Source organism: Amycolatopsis sp. CA-211722 (assembly GCF_056828465.1).
The window spans coordinates 2,348,735-2,365,624 of record NZ_CP184752.1 but is presented as its reverse complement, the minus strand read 5'-3'; the positions used below and the strand labels follow the sequence as shown (position 1 = coordinate 2,365,624).

General features: G+C 69.1%; 17 protein-coding genes. 9 read left to right on the top strand and 8 right to left on the bottom strand.

The features are described from left to right. Positions 1-55: 55 nt before the first annotated feature. Positions 56-814 carry an SDR family NAD(P)-dependent oxidoreductase gene (locus tag ACOCEP_RS11610; protein ID WP_126732550.1) on the top strand — a complete coding sequence of 253 codons (759 nt, stop codon included), beginning with the start codon at positions 56-58 and terminating at the stop codon, positions 812-814. An 86-nt stretch (positions 815-900) separates the two neighbouring features. Here ACOCEP_RS11610 and ACOCEP_RS11605 read toward each other — a convergent pair whose 3' ends face one another. Further along, complete coding sequence (locus ACOCEP_RS11605) at positions 901-2,547, bottom strand: TM0106 family RecB-like putative nuclease (RefSeq protein WP_482337231.1); 1,647 nt, start codon at positions 2,545-2,547, stop codon at positions 901-903. A 90-nt stretch (positions 2,548-2,637) separates the two neighbouring features. Between ACOCEP_RS11605 and ACOCEP_RS11600 the strand changes: the two genes are divergently transcribed. Next, entirely contained in the window at positions 2,638-3,102 is a 465-nt protein-coding gene (locus tag ACOCEP_RS11600) for a DUF6474 family protein (RefSeq protein ID WP_125679227.1), read from the top strand. 73 nt (positions 3,103-3,175) lie between these two features. Here the strand turns inward: ACOCEP_RS11600 and ACOCEP_RS11595 are convergent, their stop codons facing one another. Genes ACOCEP_RS11595 through ACOCEP_RS11580 form a run of 4 tightly spaced genes read right to left on the bottom strand, consistent with a single transcriptional unit; the run spans position 3,176 to position 6,731 of the window. Beyond that, positions 3,176-4,135, bottom strand: a complete 960-nt coding sequence (locus ACOCEP_RS11595) for a glycine betaine ABC transporter substrate-binding protein (RefSeq protein ID WP_482337230.1) — start codon at positions 4,133-4,135, stop codon at positions 3,176-3,178. Position 4,136: 1 nt separating this feature from the next. Beyond that, positions 4,137-4,916: an ABC transporter permease gene (locus tag ACOCEP_RS11590; RefSeq protein WP_257483604.1), complete on the bottom strand. Its 780-nt coding sequence runs from the start codon at positions 4,914-4,916 to the stop codon at positions 4,137-4,139. Next, positions 4,913-6,097 carry an ABC transporter ATP-binding protein gene (locus ACOCEP_RS11585; RefSeq protein WP_482337229.1) on the bottom strand — a complete coding sequence of 395 codons (1,185 nt, stop codon included), beginning with the start codon at positions 6,095-6,097 and terminating at the stop codon, positions 4,913-4,915. The genes ACOCEP_RS11590 and ACOCEP_RS11585 overlap by 4 nt, the downstream gene beginning before the upstream one ends. Further along, entirely contained in the window at positions 6,084-6,731 is a 648-nt protein-coding gene (locus tag ACOCEP_RS11580; protein ID WP_192747987.1) for an ABC transporter permease, read from the bottom strand. The genes ACOCEP_RS11585 and ACOCEP_RS11580 overlap by 14 nt, the downstream gene beginning before the upstream one ends. A 334-nt stretch (positions 6,732-7,065) precedes the next feature. On the opposite strand from ACOCEP_RS11580, the gene ACOCEP_RS11575 reads away from it, so the two are divergent. The 4 genes from ACOCEP_RS11575 to ACOCEP_RS11560 all read left to right on the top strand — a co-directional run bounded on the left by ACOCEP_RS11575 (position 7,066) and on the right by ACOCEP_RS11560 (position 9,983). Then, positions 7,066-7,557 (top strand): hypothetical protein, encoded by a 492-nt coding sequence (locus ACOCEP_RS11575; RefSeq protein WP_482339687.1) that lies wholly within the window; start codon positions 7,066-7,068, stop codon positions 7,555-7,557. 69 nt (positions 7,558-7,626) lie between these two features. Continuing rightward, entirely contained in the window at positions 7,627-8,391 is a 765-nt protein-coding gene (locus tag ACOCEP_RS11570) for a YcnI family copper-binding membrane protein (RefSeq protein ID WP_482337228.1), read from the top strand. Beyond that, positions 8,392-8,955 carry a copper resistance CopC family protein gene (locus tag ACOCEP_RS11565; RefSeq protein ID WP_340686012.1) on the top strand — a complete coding sequence of 188 codons (564 nt, stop codon included), beginning with the start codon at positions 8,392-8,394 and terminating at the stop codon, positions 8,953-8,955. It abuts the gene before it with no gap. Beyond that, positions 8,952-9,983, top strand: coding sequence for a copper resistance D family protein (locus ACOCEP_RS11560; RefSeq protein ID WP_482337227.1), 1,032 nt, complete (start codon positions 8,952-8,954; stop codon positions 9,981-9,983). Before ACOCEP_RS11565 ends, ACOCEP_RS11560 begins: the two co-directional genes overlap by 4 nt. Positions 9,984-10,181: 198 nt before the next feature. Here ACOCEP_RS11560 and ACOCEP_RS11555 read toward each other — a convergent pair whose 3' ends face one another. Continuing rightward, positions 10,182-10,748, bottom strand: a complete 567-nt coding sequence (locus ACOCEP_RS11555) for a dihydrofolate reductase family protein (RefSeq protein ID WP_482337226.1) — start codon at positions 10,746-10,748, stop codon at positions 10,182-10,184. A 280-nt stretch (positions 10,749-11,028) separates the two neighbouring features. Here ACOCEP_RS11555 and ACOCEP_RS11550 point away from each other — a divergent pair, with 280 nt between their 5' ends. Then, complete coding sequence (locus tag ACOCEP_RS11550; protein ID WP_482337225.1) at positions 11,029-13,038, top strand: tetratricopeptide repeat protein; 2,010 nt, start codon at positions 11,029-11,031, stop codon at positions 13,036-13,038. Between the two features lie 212 nt (positions 13,039-13,250). Here the strand turns inward: ACOCEP_RS11550 and ACOCEP_RS11545 are convergent, their stop codons facing one another. Both ACOCEP_RS11545 and ACOCEP_RS11540 read right to left on the bottom strand, forming a co-directional pair. Continuing rightward, positions 13,251-14,189 (bottom strand): phosphotransferase family protein, encoded by a 939-nt coding sequence (locus ACOCEP_RS11545; RefSeq protein WP_482337224.1) that lies wholly within the window; start codon positions 14,187-14,189, stop codon positions 13,251-13,253. Further along, positions 14,149-15,561 carry an NsdA family TPR-like regulatory protein gene (locus tag ACOCEP_RS11540; protein ID WP_482337223.1) on the bottom strand — a complete coding sequence of 471 codons (1,413 nt, stop codon included), beginning with the start codon at positions 15,559-15,561 and terminating at the stop codon, positions 14,149-14,151. The genes ACOCEP_RS11545 and ACOCEP_RS11540 overlap by 41 nt, the downstream gene beginning before the upstream one ends. A 318-nt stretch (positions 15,562-15,879) precedes the next feature. Between ACOCEP_RS11540 and ACOCEP_RS11535 the strand changes: the two genes are divergently transcribed. Both ACOCEP_RS11535 and ACOCEP_RS11530 read left to right on the top strand, forming a co-directional pair. After that, positions 15,880-16,254 carry a hypothetical protein gene (locus ACOCEP_RS11535; protein ID WP_016330535.1) on the top strand — a complete coding sequence of 125 codons (375 nt, stop codon included), beginning with the start codon at positions 15,880-15,882 and terminating at the stop codon, positions 16,252-16,254. Positions 16,255-16,267: 13 nt separating this feature from the next. Next, on the top strand, positions 16,268-16,678 hold the full coding sequence (locus tag ACOCEP_RS11530) for a hypothetical protein (RefSeq protein WP_482337222.1): 411 nt from the start codon (positions 16,268-16,270) through the stop codon (positions 16,676-16,678). Positions 16,679-16,890 lie beyond the last annotated feature (212 nt).

The window sequence follows — 16,890 nt, the reverse complement described above, 5'->3', positions numbered from 1 at the left end:
GGGCCCGATGCGAACGAGCGTTAACCTATGAACGGTTGTCGACGAAAGGGAGAACATGCAGATCACCGATACCGCGGCGCTCGTCACGGGTGGCGCGTCCGGGCTCGGCGGCGCGACCGCGAAGGCGCTCGCCGCGAAGGGCGCGCGGGTCTTCGCGCTGGACCTCGCCGGTGCCATCGCGAACGCCGAGCAGATCGAGAACGTCACCTACGTCGAGGCCGATGTCACCGACCCGGAGCAGGTGCGGGCCGCGGTCGCGACCGCCGCCGAATCCGGGGTGCCGCTGCGGACCGTGGTGAACTGCGCCGGGATCGGCCCGTCCGCGCGGATCCTTTCGAAGAAGGGCCCGCACGATCTCGCCCTGTACGCGAAGGTCGTCCAGATCAACCTGATCGGCTCCTTCAACGTGCTGACGCTGGCGGCCGAGGCCATCGCCAAAACCGAGCCGCTGGCCGACAACGCGCGCGGCGTCATCATCAACACCGCGTCGGTCGCCGCCTTCGACGGCCAGATCGGGCAGGTCGCGTACTCGTCGTCCAAGGGCGGCATCGTCGGGATGACCCTGCCCGCCGCGCGTGACCTCGCGTCGCACGGCATCCGGGTGCTGACCATCGCGCCGGGCATCGTCGACACCCCGATGCTGGCGACCGTGAGCGAGGAGTTCCGCGCTTCGCTGGCCGAGGGCGTGCCGTTCCCGAAGCGGCTCGCGCGGCCGGACGAGTACGCGCAGCTCGCGCTGTCGCTGATCGACCACGACTACCTGAACGGCGAGGTCATCCGGATGGACGGCTCGCTGCGCATGGCCCCTCGCTGAGCCCCGTGCCATGAAGGACTCCTTCATCGCGGATTTTGCGATGAAGGAGTCCTTCATGGCATTTCAGGGGCGGGTGGGCCGGAGGATCAGAGGTCGTTCATGTACGGCACGGACGTCTGCGCGTGGTCGGTCATCCAGTTCCGCAGCGCGTACGTCGCGAGGACGTCGTCCTCGTTGTAGCGCAGCAGGCGCTCCCGCTGGGCGGCGTCCGGCACGCCGCCGTCCATGCCGACGGCGTCGCGATACCACCTCATCGACGCCTCGCCGCCCGCTTCGGGATCGCGCCAGGCGAATCCGGCGACCGGCGCGATCACCTTCAGCCCCTTGCCCTGCGAGCAGAGGAACTGGTCGGTGACGCTGCGGAAGAGATCGATCCACTCCTCTGAGTCCACAAAGGACGCGATCTCGGCCTTCTTCGGCACGCCGGGGTACTCGCCGAACCGGGCGGCGGAGCCGAAGAGCCAGCGGTTCTCGGCGAGCGCGTTGTAGCAGTAGGCGCGGAAGGTCAGGCCCGCGGCGAGCGTGCGCTCGCGGACTTCGGTGAACCACGCCCAGAACTCGGCGAACGACCGGGCCTCGTCCGCGGTCGGCAGCGGCTCCCACGTCGCGAACGCGCGATAGCCCCGCTCCATCCCGATGTCCGCGCCCGTCAGCAGCGAACCCCACAGGTACGCGCCGGAATCGCCGAAGCTCTCCATGTCGACGTCGATCTCGACGTCACCGCGCGCGACCTCGACCCGGTCGACCTTGCGCACCATCGTGAGATCGGCGAGCCAGGCGCGCGCGAGGATGATCGCGTCGGCGAACGTGCCGCCGGTCCAGTTCATCGGCGGCGGTTCGTCGGCCGGATCGAGCGCGGCCAGCTTGTCCACTGTGGACACTCCGGCCCGGCGCAGTTCCATCGCGTCCTCGCCGCGGACGACCAGGCTCACGTCGCGGGTTTCGGTGAGCACGACCTCGCACGTCGGCCACCACGGGCAGCGCCGGCATTCGAGGACGCGGGACGGCTCGGCGAGCGGCTCCTCCCCCGCGGCGGCGGCGCTCGCGATGGCGAGCCTGTCGGCGAAGCGGCTCTGATACTCCGTCAGCGCGCTCCGGCCACCCGGCCAGGTGGACGCGGACAGGTCGTGCCAGACGACGACGTCCGCGTCGAGCCCGATGACGCCGCCGACGGCGCGGTGTCCTTCGTGCTTCCCGAGCGTTTCGAGCATCCGGTAGAGATGCGCGAGCCGCATCTGGTCGCGCGGCTGCGAGCGGACCTTTCGCGCCGGATCGGGCGTCCGGTTCGCCGGGTCGAGGTCGGTCATCACAGTGGTCGGCGCGCCCGCGCCGCGGTCGGTGATGCGGTGCCGCACGACCAGCACCGGCACGTATCCGTCGCCGGTGTGGACCAGGAGTTCGGAGCCACCACGCCGGTGACCGGCACGATCCACCGGCAGCAGCGCGCCCCAGATGTAGCGCGCTTCGGCGGCGAAGGCCTCTTCGGTGAGCTGCACGCGCTCGGCGGCGGGGAGGTCTCGGGGGATCTTGACCCAGGTCGCGTCGGGTCCTGTCGCCTCCATGAGACGCTGCACGATCGCCTCGCGATGCGCCGACGCGTCCGCGATCCGCTGCTGCGCGGCGGGGTCGGGCGGGGCGAGCGGGACCTCGCGCATCGCCGGATCGTGTTCCAGGTGCACGCGACGCCGGCAGCGGCTCACCGCTCCCGCGTCCAGTAGCACCTCGTTACTCACAGGCAACACTCTAGAAGGCGTCCGGCAAGCCGACATGCCCGCCACATCGGGGACCAGTAAGTTCGTCAGTGACACAGCGTGGGAGGTGCCATGGCGCGCAAGGCCAAAGCCGTCGAGGGCGAAGGCAGGTTTACCCCGAAGAAGGCGAAGAACGCCGTCGCGGTGGCCAAAGTGCTCGGACCGGCCGTACTACCGGTGATCGCGCCGTACGCCGTTCGAGCGGCGGGTGCCGCGCGAGAGCTGTACGACCGTTATCAAGCGAAGAAGCTCGGCGTCGCCGTCGACCAGCTCGGCGAGTACAGCGGACGCGGTGCCGCGCTGCACGCGCGGATCGCGGGGCTGACGCAGGGGCTCGCGGAGCTGAAGAGGTCGGCGAAGGCGACAGACGCCGACGCGGCCTTCGCGAAGGACACGCAGGGGACGCTGGAGCAGCTTTCGGCGACAGTCCGCGCTTCGGAGCGGATGCCCGCCGCGCGGCGGAAGGCGGCGCACCGGGCCGTGGCCGGGGAGCTGGACCAGCTGGAGGGGAAGCTGCTGCACCGGCTGGGCATCTGAAGCCGCTCTCGAACGCTATGAACGGGCCGTTCCTTGCGAAATTTGCAAGGAACGGCCCGTTCATAGCGTTCGGCTAGGAGATGAAACCCTTCTTCTTCATCCACTCGTAGGCGACCTCGCCCTGGTCCCGGCCGTCGACGTCGACCTGTTTGCACAGCTCGATCATCTGCTTGTTGTCGAGGGCGGCGGCGACGGTTTCGAGCGGCCCCCGCAGTTCCGGGTGCTGGTTCAGGAATTCCGTCCGCAACGTCGGCACGGCGTTGTACTGCGGGAACGCCTTCTTGTCGTCTTCGAGGACGCGAAGGTTCAGCCCGGCGATCCGGCCGTCGGTCGTGAAGATCTCGCCGATCGGGCAGGTCCCGCTCGCCACGGCCGAGTAGATCGTCCCGATGCCGAAGTTCTTGATCACCGGGTTCTGGAACCCGTACGCCCGCACGGCGGCGGGGAAACCGTCCTGACGGCTGGTGAATTCGGTCTCCAGGCAGAACACGTTCTGGTCGGGCTTCTGCTTGAGGAACGCCGCGAGGTCCGACGTCGTCTTCAGGTTGTTCGCCGCGCCGTAGGCCTCGGTGACCGCGAAGGCGTACTGGTCGTTGAGCGGCGAGTAGTTCAGCCAGGTGACGCCGAACTTCGCTTCGTCCGCCGTCTTCGTGGCTTCGTACTGGGCCTGTTCCCCGCCCGGGACGGGGAGTTCGTTGCCCTGGTAGTTGATCCAGCCGGTGCCGGTGTACTCCCACGTGACGTCGGTCTGGCCGGCGAGCAGCGCCTGCCGCGACGAGTTCGAGCCCTTGATGTCGGTCAGGTCGACGACGTCCGCGCCCGCCGCGGAAAGCGCCATCTCGGCCATGTAGCCCAGGATGATGTTCTCGGTGAAGTCCTTCGACCCCACCGTCACCTTGACCCCCTTGAGCGACTCGACGGGCTTGATGGAACCGGGTTCGATCTTGTACGGCAGCGCGGTGTTGACCTCCAGCCCGCAAGCGGAAAGCGTGCCGCACAACAGGATCGCGCCGAGGATCGCCTTGATTCGCATGTCAGCGCAGTCCCTTCGGTCCGAAGAACTGTTCCGCCACGGCGCCGAGCCAGTCGACCAGCAGCGCCAGTGCGACGGCGAGCACCGAGCCGGTGATCAGCACCTTCGTCAGGTTGAGCTTGTAGCCGGTGTCGATGAGCAGGCCGAACCCGCCGGCGTTCACGAACATGCCGAAGGTCGCCGTACCGACGGCCAGCACGAGCGACGTCCGCAGCCCGGCCAGGATCAGCGGGATGGCCAGCGGGAACTCCACTCGCCACAGCACGCCGGAGGCCGACATGCCGATCCCGCGGCCGGCGTCGATCAGCGAGGGTTCGACCTGTTGCAGGCCGACCATCGTGTTCCGCAGCACCGGAAGCAGCGAGTAGAACGCCAGTGGCAGCGCCGCGACCCACAGCCCACCGGTCGCCCCGGTGACGATGAACCACAGCACCAGCACACCGAGCGCGGGCGCGGCCTGGCCGATGTTGGCGACCGCCAGGAAGACCGGCGCCGCCCATTTCGCCCACGGCCGCGTGACGAGCACGCCGAGCGGCACCGCCACGGCGACCACGATCGCGGTGACCACCACGGTCATCGCCAAGTGGTCGCGCAGCGCGGCCAGCAACCCGGCGGCGTTGAGGGTCTCCTTCTCCGTCGCGGTGAGATCACTGGCGAACACCCAGATCAGCACCCCGGCGACGATCAGCAGCACCGCGGCGGGCTGGGCGAACAGCCGGACCCGTTCGGCGCCTCTCGACGAGGACTCGGTCGAGAAGCCGGTATCGACGGCGGCCGTCATGCGGTCACACCTTCCGCCGGGCTGTCGTCGGAGTGCTCCTCGCGCAGCTGCTGGATCGTCGCGATGACGGTGTCGAGCTCGATCGTCCCGGCGTACTCGCCGCGCGGGCCGGTCACCGGGACGCTGCCGCCCTCGGCGAGCATCGCTTCGAGCGCGTCCTGCAGGGTCGACTGGAGACTGACGGAGTCACGCAGCGGTTTGCCCGCGGTCGACAGCGACGTCGCCTTGGTCAGCTCGCGGACGTGCACCCACCGCATCGGACGACGCCGCTGGTCGAGCACCAGCACGAAATGCTTGCGCTGCTGGGTCAGCTTCTCGCGCACCTCGGACGGCGATTCGCTGACGGTCGCCGTCAGCGCGTCCTGCTTCAGTTCGACGTCGCGGACCCGCAGCAGCGTCAGCTGCTTCAGCGAGGCACCGGCGCCGACGAAACCGGCGACCGTGTCGTCGGCCGGGTTCGCGAGGATCGCGTCCGGGGTGTCGTACTGGAGGATCCTCGACTGATTGCCGAGGACCGCGATCTTGTCGCCGAGCTTCACGGCTTCGTCGAAGTCGTGGGTGACGAAGACGATCGTCTTCTTGAGCTCGGTCTGCAGCCGCAGCAGCTCGTCCTGCAGGTTGCCGCGGGTGATCGGGTCGACCGCGCCGAACGGCTCGTCCATCAGCAGCACCGGCGGGTCGGCCGCGAGCGCCCGCGCCACACCGACGCGCTGCTGCTGCCCGCCGGACAGCTGACGCGGGAACCGGTCGCGGAAATCGGCCGGGTCCAGCCCGACGAGGTCCATCATCTCCTCGACCCGGTCGTTGACCTTCTTCTTGTCCCAGCCGAGCAGCCCGGGTACCACGGCGATGTTCTGCGCGACGGTGAAATGCGGGAACAGCCCGGCCTGCTGGATCGCGTAGCCGATACGGCGGCGCAGGGTGTCGACGTCGAGCTTCAGCGCGTCGTCGCCGCCGATGGTGATCCGGCCCGACGTCGGCTCGATCAGCCGGTTGATCATCCGCATGGTCGTGGTCTTGCCGCAGCCGGACGGGCCGACGAAGACGACGATCTTGCCGGCGGGCACCACCATCGAGAAGTCGTCGACCGCGGGCTCACGGGTGCCGGGGTAGCGCTTCGTGACGTTCTCCAGCTCGATTTCGACGCCGGATACGGTTTCAGGAGACTCAGGCACGGACACCCCTAGAGACGGTCAAACGGTTGATCAGGACGTAAACGGCGTCGAGGACCAGTGCGAGGACGACCACGCCGAGCGTCCCGGTCAAGGCCTGGTTGAGGGAGTTCGTGCTCCCCGCGTTGGTGAGGCCGGAGAAGACCTCCGAGCCGAGGCCCGGGCCCTTCGCGTAGGCCGCGATGACCGCGATGCCCATGAGCATCTGCGTCGCGACCCGCATCCCGGCGAGGATCGCGGGCCAGGCGAGCCGCAGCTCGACCCTGGTCAGCACGCCGAAGCGGCTCATCCCGATCCCGCGCGCCGCGTCGCTGACCGCTGGATCCACGCCGCTCAGCCCGACGATCGTGTTCCGCACGATCGGCAGCAGCGCGTAGAGCACGAGGGCGATGACGGTGGTGTTCGCGCCGAGGCCGAACACCGGGATGAGCAGGCCCAGGAGGGCGAAGGAGGGAACGGTGAGGATCGTGCTCGCCAGCGCCGTGGCCACGGCCGACCCGATCGGGCTGCGGTAGACGGCGACGCCGATCACCACGCCGAGAACGGCGGCCAGGATCGTGCACTGCACGACCGCGCTGACATGAAGGAGCCCTTGGAGGGCGAGTCTGTCCCACCGATCCGAGATGTACTCGAAGAGATTCATCGCGTGCTGGTTCTCCCGCCGCCTCTGGGTGAGACTCCTCACCCATTCGGAGTAGCTGTATCGGGAGCCTGACTACCCAAAAGCCGCGCGGTCAAACCCCACCCCGCCCCGCCACCACCCTCAACGGAGCTACGCCACCCCTGATCAGTACCGCTTTTATCCCGCCAACCTGCCCGATCCGGCCTGATCGGGCAAACGCACACGCCGTCTTTCCCCCTGCTCACCAGCCGGGAGGAGATCGACCACCCGGACGTGCGTCGAATACCCTTCACCCGTGAGTAAAGGCAGCCATCACCGAAGCGCGTTACGCGTGGTGCGTGGTGGGTTGCTCGGCGTGAGTTCCGCGGCGCTGGCCGTGACCGCGCACATGATCGGGGACGGCGATCTCCCCGATACGGCGATGACGCTGTTGCTCACCGTGCTGATCGGCTGGAACGCGGCCGCGCTCGCCGCGAAGGCCCGCGGTCCGATGGCCACCATCGTCGACCTCGGCGCCGGTCAGGTCGTGATGCACCTCGTGCTCAGTTCGCTGAGCACGCACGAAATGGTGCACGACGAACCGGCCCCCGTCTCGGGTGGCCTCGCGATGACCGTCGCGCACGTCGTCGCCACGCTGATCACCGCGTTGCTGCTGGCCAAGGCCGACGGGCTGCTGCTCGGCGTCCTCGCCTGCCTCCGCGCGCTGGTCCCCTTCATCCTCAACGCGCTCCCGGTGCCCGCAGCGGTGGCGTCCCCGGTGCTCGCCCGTCCGGCCGGGCCCGGTCACCTCGTCCGGGTGGACCTCCGCCGGGTCCACGGCAGGCGCGGCCCGCCGCTGTTCTCCTGAATCCCAGCTGATCCCCGTAATCGGCGAGGCACTCGCGCCCGCCGTCTCATTCACGTTCAGGAGTTCATCGTGTCCAAGCACGTCTTCAAGCGCGCCGGTTTCCTGGCCGCCACCGTCGGCATCGCCGGCCTGCTGTCCGCCGGGGTCGCCTCGGCCCACGTCACCGCCAACGTCTACGGCCCCCAGCCGTCGAAGGGCGGCTACGGATCGATCTTCTTCCGCGTCCCCAACGAGGAGAAGGACGCCGGCACCATCAAGGTCGAGATCACCGTCAAACCCGAATACGCGCTCAGCTCCGTGCGCGCCAAGCCGCTGCCCGGCTGGAAGGCCGAGGTCGTCAAGTCCAAGCTGCCCGCCCCGGTGACCACCGACTCCGGCACGCAGCTCACCGAGGCCGTCACCAAGGTCTCCTGGACCGCGGAGCCCGGCACCAAGATCGCCGCCGGATCGACCGAGTTCCAGGAGTTCCAGATCAGCGCGGGCAAGTTCCCGACCAACGTCGACTCGATCGAGTTCCCGGCCACCCAGACCTACGAGAACGGCAAGGTCGTCGAGTGGAACCAGCCGACCCCGGCCTCCGGTGAGGAACCCGAGCACCCCGCGCCGACGGTGAAGCTCGCCGAGAAGACCGCCGACGGGCACGGTGGCGGCCACGGCACCGACACCAAGGCCACGTCCGAGGAGTCGCACGCCGCGTCGTCCTCCTCCGACGACACCGCCCGCTGGCTCGGCGGCGCCGGCCTGGTCGTCGGCGCGCTCGGCCTCGGCGTCGGCGCCGGTGCCACCCTGCGCGCCCGCCGCGCCACCGCCGGCAACACCGAGGGAACCAAGTAGATGCGTAAAGCGATCGTCGCGCTGGCGATCACCGGGGTGGCGTGGCTCGCCACGGCCACCCCGGCGCTGGCGCACAACGTCCTGATCTCCTCGGACCCGGCGAAGGGCGCTTCGATCGCCGCCGGTCCCGCGAAGATCACGCTCACGTTCGACCAGTACGTCCAGAACGCGAACGTCAACCAGATCGCGGTCATCGGACCGGGCGGCGGCCAGTGGGCCGAAGGCCAGGTCGAGGTCCGCGACAGCGTCGTGACCGTGCCGCTGCGGCCGCTCGGCCCGGCCGGCGAGTACAAGATCGGCTACCGGATCCTGTCCGCGGACGGGCACGCCGTGACCGGTGAGGTGCCGTTCACCCTCACCGCCGCGGGCACCGGGACCCCGGCGAGCGCCGACGCCGCGCGCAGCAACGCGGGCCAGACCGAAACCGCCCCGGCGACCGGCGGCGAAGGCTCGTCCGGCGTGCCGATCTGGGTGTGGATCGCGGGCGCCGTCGTACTGCTCGCCGTCGGGCTGACCGTCGCGCTGCGCACCGGCGCCGGTGACAAGGAGAAGAGCGGCTCATGACCCAGGCCGAGACCACCTCGCGAGCCCGCGTCGCCGTCCTGTTCTGTGTGGTGACGGCGGGCATCGTCGGCGCCCTGATCGGTGTCGCGCTGACGGCGACCGCCCCGGTCCCCGGGGTCGCGCAGGTCAGCGAGGTGGTCTCGGTCTCGATCCCGATCGTGCGGGTCCTGCTGGACATCTCGGCGGTCGCCACGATCGGGCTGGCGCTGCTTTCGGTGCTGGTCGGCTACGACCGGCCGAAGCTCTCCGAACCGATCATGCGGATCGCGCGGCCCGCGGGCGTCGCGGCCGCGCTGATCTGGGCGACCACCGCGCTCGTCGCGCTGATCCTGCAGACCGCCGAATACCGCCCGGGTTCCAGCACGCTGTCGATCTCGGACGTCGGCAGCTACATCGCCGACGTCGGCGCCGGGAAGGCACTGCTGATCGTGGCGGTGCTGGCCCTGCTGCACGCGGGGCTCGGCGTCCTCGCGCTGAAACACGGCGAGAAGGTGCCCGCCGAGGTCCGCGTCGGGCTGGGCTTGTTCGCGCTGCTGCCGCTGCCGGTCACCGGGCACGCGTCGAACTGGAACTACCACGACTACACGATGATCTCGATGGAACTGCACGTGATGAGCGCCGTCGCCTGGACCGGCGGGCTCGGCGCGATGGCGGTGCTGCTCGTCGGGAACCGGACGCTGCTGGCGCACGCGCTGCCGCGGTTCTCGAAGCTGGCGACGCTGTGCCTGATCCTCGGCGCGGCGACCGGGCTGTTCAACGGGCTCATCGAGATCTCGCTCAACCCGTCGCTCGGTTTCTGGGAAGGGATCTTCACCACGCCGTACGGGCAGCTGGTGCTGCTGAAGCTGTTGTGCACCGGGGTGATCGCGGGTCTCGGCGCGTACACGCGCTGGAAGCTGATGCCGCAGATCGTCCGGCACAACCGGACGGCGCTGGCCGCGTGGGCGACGCTGGAACTGACGGTGATGGGGCTCGCGTTCGGTTTCGCCGTCGTCCTCACGCGAGCCCCGGTCGTGCCGACGACCTAGGCGTAGTGACCTGAGAGGTGGCGTGTCGCGAAAGCCACTTTCGCAACCTTCAACGTTGCGAAAGTGGCTTTCGCAACGTCGGTGGGTGGGTGGCCGGTTGGGTGGGGGTCGAGCTGTGGGTGTGTCGCGAAAGCCACTTCGGGACGTCTGGTGCCCCGAAAGTGGCTTTCGCGACATGAACACCTGGGCGAGGGCCTCTCAGTTCTCCACCGCGTAGCGCAGGATCACGACACCGTTCTCGAACGCGGTGGCCTCGATCGGCTTCAGATCCCGCCGGTCCTCGAAGACGCGCGTCCCCTTGCCGCGGGTCACCGGGCAGACCATCATCCGGATCTCGTCGACGAGGCCCGCGTCCAGCAGCGACCGCATGAGCGTCAGGCTGCCCCAAAGCCACAGGTTCTTGCCGTTCTGTTCCTTGAGCTCGCGGACGGTGGCGGCCGGGTCGCGCGTCACGGTCGCGGCGGGGAAGCCGCCCCAGGGGGCGTCCTCCAGTTCGGACGACGCGACGAACTTGGTGAGGTTGTTGACCTTCTCGCCGTATTCGCCCTGCTCTTCGGCGTGGGGCCAGTAGTCCTTCGCCATGGCGTAGGTGTTCGCGCCGAGGATCATCGTGTCGACCGAATCGACGAGCCCCATCACGCTCGCCTTGAACGCCGGCTCGGTCTTCTCGGAGAAGGGCTCTCCCGACACGAAGCTCAGGCCGCCGTCCTCCTCCGCGGCGATGTTGTCGACGGTGACCCACTGCTGAACGATGAGCTTGCGCATGTCCGTCCCTCCGGTTCGAGCGGCCACTCCGGCCGCGATCGCCCCTGGGACGAAGCCGCCGAGCCGCTCTCGACATCGCGGGCGAGACTTTTTTCGCGAGCTGTTACACACCTTGCTCCATCCGGCCGCATTTGACCGATTTCGCTGTCCTCGCCGGACCTCCGCCGGGATGCTCTACGCGTTCGCTGGGGTTAACCCGAAGAGGGGAAGGTAGATGGGCGGCCCGTTGCCGGGTGAAAGTGAAGTCAGCACGCCACAGGTACCGCACCAGCGATCGGCGGTGAAGCTCACCAGACAGGTGAGTTCGGGGCCGCGTCAGCTCCCGCCCGCCCCCGCGCATTTCACCAATCGCACGGCCGAGCTCGCGTTGCTCGAGAAGCTCCTGTCCCAGGACGGCACCGGTGGACCGGCGGTGCACCTGATCAGCGGTCAGGGCGGGATCGGGAAGACGGCGCTGGCCACCGCGTGGGCCAGGCACCTCGGCGACCGGTTCCCGGACGGGCACCTCTGGGCGGACCTCGGCGGCTTCAGCACCAACGGCCCGCTCTCCGCGAGCGAAGCGCTCGGCCGGTTCCTCAGGGCCTTGGGTGTTCCGCCGGAAGGGCTGCCCGCGGACGTCGAAGAGCTCACCGCCCTCTACCGCACGACGACCGCCGACCGGCCGTTGCTCGTGCTGCTCGACAACGCCGGTTCGACCGAACAGGTGCTTCCGCTGCTGCCCGCCGGCGGTGAAAGCCTCGTGATCGTGACGTCGAGGCGCCGCCTGGGCAGGCTCCAGACCGAACATCGCGCTCGGCTGGTCGAGCTGGCTCCGTTCGGTTCCGCGCACAGCGCCGAACTGCTGGGCCGCGCGGTCGGCGAGGAGCGGGTCGGCGCCGAAGCCGCCCAGGCTCGGGCCATCGCCGAGCTGTGCGGCGGCCTGCCGATCGCCCTCACCACGGTCAGCGCCAAACTCGCGGGCCGTCCGAAGATGTCGCTGGAGAAGATCGCCACCGAGCTGGGGAAGGAATATCGTCGACTGGCCACGCTGTCGACGAAAGAAGCGCAATCGGTGGAAGCCAGCTTCAACCTCTCCTACGACGAACTCCCCTCGGACGCGGCCGCGCTGTACGCGGCGCTCGGCCTGCATCCCGGGCCCGACTTCGGCGTCGGCGTGGCCGCCGCGTCGATCGCCGTCCGCGAGGAGGTCGCCGAAGACCTGCTGGACCAGCTCGTCGACGTCGGCCTGCTGATCGACCGCGGCGACGACCGGTACACCTTCCACGACCTCGCGCGGCTGCACGCCAAGGAGAAGACGGCGGGCAACGAATACGACCGCGACATCGCGATGCGCCGCATGCTCGAGTGGTACCTCTTCACGGCGTCGAAGACCACCGTCATGACGGTCCCCGACCAGGACCCGATCCCGTACCGGTACGAATACCGGCCGCCGACGCCCCTTTCGTTCGAGTCCTCCGACGAGGAACTCGCCTGGCTCGAACGGGAACGCGAGAACCTCATCGCCGCCGTCGAGACCGCCGAAACGTGGCAGCTGCCGGAACTCGGCTGGCAGCTCGCCGCCGCGATGTGGCCGCTCTTCCTGCTGCGCAAGCACTATCCGGACTTCCTGAGGGTGAGCCAGGCGGGCGTGCGGTGCGCGCGGGCGTGGGGCAACGCCTCCGCCGAGGCCCTGATGCACAACCGCAGTGGCGCCGCCTGCCGCGGCAGCGGCCGGTACGAGGAAGCCGTCTCGCATTACGAGGCCGGCCGCGAAGCCGCGCGGAGGGCCGGGGACGAGGTCGTCGGGATCCGGTCGGTGGAAGGGCTCGGCCTGGTCGCGCTGGCGCAGGGCAGGCTCGAAGACGCGGTGGAGTGGTTCACCGAAGACCACCGGCTGAGCGAACGCCAGAACCGTGCGCACGACGTCGGGCTCGCGCTGATCAACCTCGGCTCGACCCAGCTCAAGGCCGGGCGGCCGGATCCCGCGATCGAGCACCTCACCCGCGCTCGCGAGGTACTGGCCGCCGACCCGTACAACGTGGCCCGCGCCCGGACCGACCTCGGCCGCGCCCATATCGCGGCCGGGGATCTCGCGGCCGCGCGGACCGAACTCGAAGCGTCGCTCGCCACCATGGAGGCCAGCGGGTCGCGGTTCGAGGTCGCCAGGGCGCTGTCGGCCTTCGGCGAGATCGCCGAGGCGGAGGGGAACCCCGACGAGGCCCGGCGGTTCTACGACCGGGCGCTGCCCATCCTCGTCGGTCTCGGCCGCCCGGAGGCTGACGCTCTGCGCACACGGCTGGAGCGGCTCTGACCCGACGGCACCGATCGGCATCCGGCGACCGGGTGAAGTCGCCACTCCGAATGACTCAGCGTAGTTGCAAGTTGCACATTCGGGGGAGCATTGGGCCGGGAGAAGTGATTAGCCCGGGCGAATTCGTCACCGATTGATCGGCGAATTCGGACAAGCGACGAACGGTCATTCGCCGTCGGCGAATGCACGTGCAGATACCTTTCCCGGGTGACTCACCGATACCGGTTCCAGCGCGCCCCGGTTCGCCCGTTCCGAAGATCGTTCAACCGTTTCCGCAGTTCATCCCGCACGCTGGGATGACTGCGGAGAATCGGGAGAACACTCGTCGTGAGCTTCAGTTCACGGATGGCACGCAGTACCGAGAACCCGGACCAGGTGGTCACGTCGAATCCGTATCGCCGCGCGAACACCCGATAGCGCGCGGGTGGATCACCGAACCGTTCACGGCCGACGGCGAGCGGCGTCAGATCCCATTCCGGCGGGCCGACACAGGACGAATCGAAATCGCACAGCACCGGCCCGTCCGGTCCGGGGATCACATTCCCGGTGTGCGCGTCCCCGTGGACGAGGCCACGGGGCAGGGGGAAGTCGAGGTTCGCGAGCGCGGCTTCCAGCTCGGCGCAGCGTTCGAGCAGGAACCGCCGGTCGCCGTCGGCCAGCTCCTCCGCGTCCGAAACGCGGGCGCGGACCGCGGCGAACGGCGCCCATTCGGCGAGCCCCTCCGGCGGTTCGAGCGCGTGGACCCGGCGCAGCAGCTCGGCGAGGTCGGCCGCCTTCGCCTTCCGGCCGGTCCCCGGCACCTTCCACCAGACCGTCACGAGATGTTCGCCGACCGGCATCGGCTGGTCGAGGCCGGGGACGAGCCGGATGGCGGGCACGTCGTGCCGTTCGAAATGCCGGGCGACCCGCACGACCGTGCCGACGCGATGCCGCAGCCGGGTGGAGCCGACGATCCGGACGACGAACGGCGCGCTCGCCAGCTCGTAGACGGCGTTGTTGGTGAACCTCAGCAGACGGGCGCCTTCGGGATCCACGCCGAGCAGATCGCACGTCCGCCCGAGGGCGTCGCGCAGGATGTCGGGCGTGAACCGGCCGCCCGGACCGATCGGCTCAGGCCGCGTAGAAGGAGTTGAGGCGGTCGGCGAGGTCACGGGCGTCGGCGTTGTTCCGGCGGCGTTCCGCCTCGGCCTGCAGCGGCCGCATCCGGTCCTTCACCCGCTCCGACTTGATGCCCTCGGCGCAGTCGAGAGCCTTCGAGCCCACCTTGGCGCCATGATCGAGATCGCCTTCGAGCAGGTGGTTCGTGGCCAGGGCGCTGAGCATGAACGTCTTGCTGCGGGCCATGTCGTCGGTGTAGGCCTCGACGGCCTTGGTCAGCGCGGGGATCGCGTACTTGGTGTGTTCGGCGTTCTTCGCGGCGAGCACGGTGTGCACGGTGCCGATCATGGCGTAGACGTCGGTCTCGGTGAAGAACTTGACCCAGGACTCGGCCTCGGCCAGATCGGCGCGGGCGAACTCGTCCTTGCTCCGGCCGAGCAGCTTCGTCGCCTGCTCCTCGTTGCCCATCATCGCGTAGGCCCAGGCCTCGTTGGCGCAGAGCACGGCGACCGCCAGCTCGGAGCCCGATTCCTGGGCGGCGATCTGGCCGAGCTGGAACAGTTTCAACGCGTCGTTCGGGGCGTCGTTGTGCAGGTAGACGCGACCCATCCGGTAGAGGACATTGGCCACCAGCGGGTGGCTGTCGCCCTGTTTGGCCAGGTCCAGCGCGTTCGCGAAATGGCCGCGGGCGGAATCCATGAGGCCGGTGTCGAAGGACGTCCAGCCGGCCAGGCTGTGCAGGTCGGCGAGCGCGACGTACAGCCTGCTCTTGACCATCTCGGTGCCGTTGGACTCGAGCATCTGCTGTCCCCAGGACAGCTGGGCGACCACGGCGTCGCGGCAGAAACCGCCGCCGTACTGGTAGTCGAGGGACCGGAGCGCTCTGGTCGCGGCTTCCACCTGGCGGACGTCGGTCATGCCGATCCGCCCGGGGGCGGGCGTCTTCGCGGGCCCCGCCGACCACGTACCCGATTCCGGACCGAACACCGCCGCGCCCATCGTGACCTGGGCGGCGTGCGCGAGGAACCTCCGTCGCTTCACGGACTCGTCCTCCTCCGCCTGCTGGCCGTCGGCAGCACCGACGACCTTTATCGCTGTCGCCTCGTCATAGGCGAGACCCATGTATCCACGGGGGACACCAAGGCCGTCAGCGATGCGGGTGAGCACGTCGTACGCCATCACCTGGCGACCCTTGAGGATCTCGGACACCTCGGACTGCGACTGGCCGGTCATCGCGGCGATCTGGCGCTGCGAAACACCGTGCTTGCGCAACAGCCGGTACACCGACGAGATCTCCCGTGTGGCCAGTGCGGCTCGCATCTCCGGCTGCTCCCAGGCATCCGGCGGCACGGGGTGACTCTGGCGACCCGAACCGCTTGCAGCGTCCGAGCCGGCGACAGCGCCGCCACCGATACTGGCGTCCATTGCGCCCCCTCACAGTTCCGTTGGGGTCGAGAAACAGCGTAGGCACACCTATTCAACCGTGCGAAACACCGGATCGCCCGTCGTGATCGGCCCGGCAGAAGTCGTTTGACCGCTTACCGTGAAACCCCGTCCGGTCACCGCTATGACGGCGGTTCGACCTTCTATCGCACTCGGTTTCACATCACTGTAGTTGTCAGATCTCCGTGACCGACCGGCCACCGGCCGCGATCACAGAGAGCTACCAAGTCTCCGAACCCCCTAAAGGTGCGGACACGCGGATACGAAGACGACGTGGAACGAGAGAGCGGAGAAGAGCCAGTGGAGTTCGTGGACTCGATCGCAACAGGCTCCATCACCGCGGGACGGCCCGGTATGGCCACGCGCCACCTGCGTGCGGCCGGCCCCGCCGGTCAGCAGACGGTCGCCGTCGCCCCTGGCGCCAACCGTCCGGTCTCCCCTTCCGCCCCGGTCGATCCTCGTACCGCGAGTGTGCGCCGTTACGAAGGCGGACAGCTGGTCTGGCGGGTGCAGTGCGGCGATCTCATCAGCCGCGAACGTGCCGTCACCGTGTTCGTCGAAGACAACCAGGTGGTTCTCGTCTCGCCGCCGGGAGAGACCGCGCGCCTGACGTCCGGCCAGCTCGGCCAGCTCAGGGCAGCGCTCAACGAAGCCGCCAAGATGGCGGAAAGGTAACGGTGAGTTCTCCGTGGATCAGGTCCTAGGGCAAGTCCTCCGCAACGCGGTTTGGGAACGCCTCGACATGCTCTCCGATCTCGCGAACCGGGCGGACGCCCAGTCGCTCGTCTCGGTCGCCCGCTCGGAGCTCCCCCGCCTCACCGAAGGCTGGCGCGCGATGCTGCAGGCGCACGAGCCCGACGAGCGCGGCGACTGCCCCACCTGCTCGACCCGCTGGCACAAGTGCAAGGCCCCCTGCTCGGTATGGCAGGTCGCGCACGAGCACCTGGTCGCCGGCGGCCTCGCCCCCCAGCAGACCGCGGCCTCCCAGGACCACCGCCGCGAAGCCCGCCGCCGCGTCCCCGGGCAGAGCCGGGTGAGCGCGGCCGAGACCACCGGCAGGCACGCGCTGGTCAACCCGCGTCGTCCCATCACAGCCTGAAAGACCGGCGAGTGAACGGCGGTCCGAGCGCCCCCTCGGCAACCACGCCACGATCTCGCCTTCGCCGGCGGCGGTTCGCGCGTACCCCCGAACGTGACGAGCCGCTCTCGGTAATCACTCCGGTCCCCACCGCGATTAATCGAAAATTATCGGCAGAACACCTAGCGAAGGCAGTAATCGGTCGCTAGGTTGATGATCACAAACGCAGCGCG